This is a genomic window from Vibrio sp. 10N.261.52.A1, from assembly GCF_002876325.1.
GTDB lineage: Bacteria > Pseudomonadota > Gammaproteobacteria > Enterobacterales > Vibrionaceae > Vibrio > Vibrio chagasii.
Genome location: NZ_MCYD01000369.1, coordinates 1 through 255, shown reverse-complemented (window position 1 = coordinate 255; position 255 = coordinate 1). Strand labels below are relative to the sequence as shown.

The 255-nt window shown below is 44.3% G+C and carries 1 pseudogene; it reads left to right on the top strand.

Annotated elements, in window-relative coordinates:
* A pseudogene (locus tag BCT81_RS04430) lies at window positions 1-255 on the top strand (hypothetical protein); the annotation flags it as partial.

Below are 255 nucleotides of genomic sequence, written 5' to 3'. Positions count from 1 at the left end.
CTCAGAAGACAGTGATATCAATAGTGATGATGGCTCGGCTTCTCATGAGCTGAGTGAATCGTCTGATGCTAATGAAAAGACCCAAGTGACAGATAAACAACCTCCTGAGGAGCATGCTAAGGCTAACGGCGAAAAAGGCTTGGGTAACCATATATTCAATAATGGGCCTACGAAGCAGGTCATAAAATCTTTGGAGGGTGTGACAGATGCTTTGAATGTCATGACTTTCGGAATATTTGCTTCAGGAACGCGACC